The organism is Desulfothermus sp., assembly GCF_053993635.1.
Window position 1 is genome coordinate 1 of sequence record NZ_JBMYBT010000011.1, and the last position, 2,407, is coordinate 2,407.

Genomic DNA, 2,407 nt, shown 5'->3' on the forward strand with positions numbered 1-2,407 from the left:
TATTGAAATCTCTCAAGCCAGCTCTCACTGTGTTCCCTGAAAAACTCCTGAAATGCCCGCATAAGTTTTACCATATCAAGGCTTCCATCTGGATTTACATACCACAAAGCATCATGGGTTATAGTTACTTGCGTGCTAAAGGTAAGCTCCCTTGGAATTATCTCCTGATATATCTTATTGGAAATCCTCAAATTCGGACGGGTCTTAATTAAGCCTAAATCCTCTACATACAAAATATCATCAACTGGTATGTCCTCTGGATTTTTGTCTCCTTCTAAAATTGCCTCTATTACCCTTTGAACCCTCTCTTCCTTAAGCTTATCTGCAAGTTGATCAATGTGGGTGTATCTCTCTAAAATGATCTTTTCCTTTGCCTCTGTGATAAGATCTTTTGTAATAAGCGTATTTCTATCTCTTGCTTTTTTTAATTCAAAGCATGCAACATATCCCAGTGCATTTACAAGCCAGGGCTGGCCTTCTGTAAGCTCCCACACATAATCTATAACCCCATCTTCAAATCTTTGTCCTGTTTCCTCTGTGTGTTGGCTGTAAAGTATCTCTATCTCTTTTTTATTAAAATCCCCAAGATGCAAAGATTTGGCTTTAATGTTAAATGCACTTCCACCTGTAATGATCTCCTTTTCTTTACTTGAGTGTATGCGATAGTCCCTAACATCTCTTACTCCACACAATATAATGCTCTGGGGAAATCCTTCGGGTCTGTCTGTATAACCAGCTCTAAGCTGTCTTAAAACACTGATTAATGTGTCTCCTACAAGGCTGTCTATCTCATCAAGTAATAACACCTCTGGCTTATTGCTTTTTTCTGTAAGTAAACACAAAAATTCTCTCAAGGCATCATCAGGTCCTCTTTTCTCTAAAATAAAAGCAAAATCTTCTCCAAAGTCTTCTTTCCAGTATCTTCTGATACGAGATTCAATTATACTTAAAATAGTTTTAATGCCTAAATATACATTTTCCCTTGCTGCCTGAGCACCTTCCACATTTACATATAGTGCCCTGTATTTGTCTTCTTTGTTTAGATACTCCTGAAGTGCCAAAAGACAGGTTGTCTTGCCTGTTTGCCTTGGAGCATGAAGGACAAAATATTTTTTCTGATCAATGAGCATTAGCACTTCTTCTAAGTCTAACCGCTCTAATGGCGGCAAACAATAATGATCCTCGCATCTTACAGGTCCTGCTGTATTGAAAAATCTCATGTGTGCTCCTTGTTTTGAACTGTAGTATGTTTTGTAATACTTGAATTTCTGTTTAATTCATGGGGTAAAAATTGAGGTGTAAATCTATCCATATAAATTTCTTCCAGGTCTGTAACAGACCTCAAATACAGGGACTCATCCTGGTGTAAGTTTTTTTTCCAATTTTTTTGCAATCCTTTTTAATATCTTAAGTGCGCCTTCTTTATCATCTTCAAGAGATATTCTCAATATCTCTTGAACTTCCTCTTTGTTCAAAGATAAAACCACATCTTCCATTTTCATCACTAACTACTCCTCTTTTTTATTCTTTAGTTATTAGCTATTTTTACAAAGTAAATAGCATTAAAAAACATAAATTGCAAAAATCAATAAGTTGAATCCTTTCTTACCTTGAAATTCAGATAGATAAAACTTATTTACATGTCCCATGAACACATTATATCTTTTTCATTTCCTTAGATTTGCTATGCTCTTTCCAATACTCCCCCTATATTGTGAACACCTTAACTTTTCTCCTGCTTTAATTGGGATAATTGTGAGTAGTCACAGTATTATGTCAATTCCACTGGCAATTCCCCTTGGACGAATCATGGATAGATTTTCGCCAATTATTGGAATAAGGTTAGGATTTTTATTAAATTCTATATCCTCTGTTCTGCTTTTGGGCTTTAAAAATCTCTTTGGCGTAATCTCCTCCCAGCTAATAGCAGGGTTAGGATTCCTTTTAATTGTAGTTGGAGCTCAAACAGCCATATCCTCGACACAGAACTACTATAAAAAGGCAAAGGGTTTTGGGCAGTTGGCCCTATTTGGTTCAATTGGACAGGGAATTGGACCTTTTTTTGGAGGTCTTATTGTGACTTATTTTAACTTTTCACTACTATTTTTAATCACACTACTTTTAAGTCTGCCAGGAATATTTATAAAAACTCCTAAAAAAAGGAATAAGGATATTGTACAAAAAAACAAAAGTCGTATATCTATATTTAAAGACATCTCTAATTTTTTAAAAGACCCCAATTTGATTATAACACTTTTATTTACATCAATTGCTGTATTTATCACATCTTTAAGAAGTTCCTTTCTACCAATTTTTTTAAAAAATAATAGTTATAAACCAGACACAATAGGTATACTTATATCCATTTTTTCAATTACCATGTCAATTATTAGAATTTTTATAGCCA

At 34.4% G+C, this 2,407-nt stretch carries 3 protein-coding genes; 1 reads left to right on the top strand and 2 read right to left on the bottom strand.

From position 1 onward, the window contains the following. Together ACY2V1_RS00755 and ACY2V1_RS00760 are read right to left on the bottom strand one after the other, a co-directional pair. Nucleotides 1-1,220, bottom strand: a 1,220-nt coding sequence (locus tag ACY2V1_RS00755; protein ID WP_461832880.1) for an AAA family ATPase, incomplete at its 3' end; no start/stop codon positions are given. A gap of 135 nt (nt 1,221-1,355) precedes the next feature. Continuing rightward, the gene (locus tag ACY2V1_RS00760; RefSeq protein ID WP_461832881.1) at nt 1,356-1,502 is read right to left on the bottom strand and encodes a hypothetical protein; all 147 of its coding nucleotides are present in this window, start codon (nt 1,500-1,502) and stop codon (nt 1,356-1,358) included. A gap of 184 nt (nt 1,503-1,686) precedes the next feature. Between ACY2V1_RS00760 and ACY2V1_RS00765 the strand changes: the two genes are divergently transcribed. After that, on the top strand, nt 1,687-2,407 hold a 721-nt coding region (locus tag ACY2V1_RS00765), incomplete at its 3' end, for an MFS transporter (protein WP_461832882.1).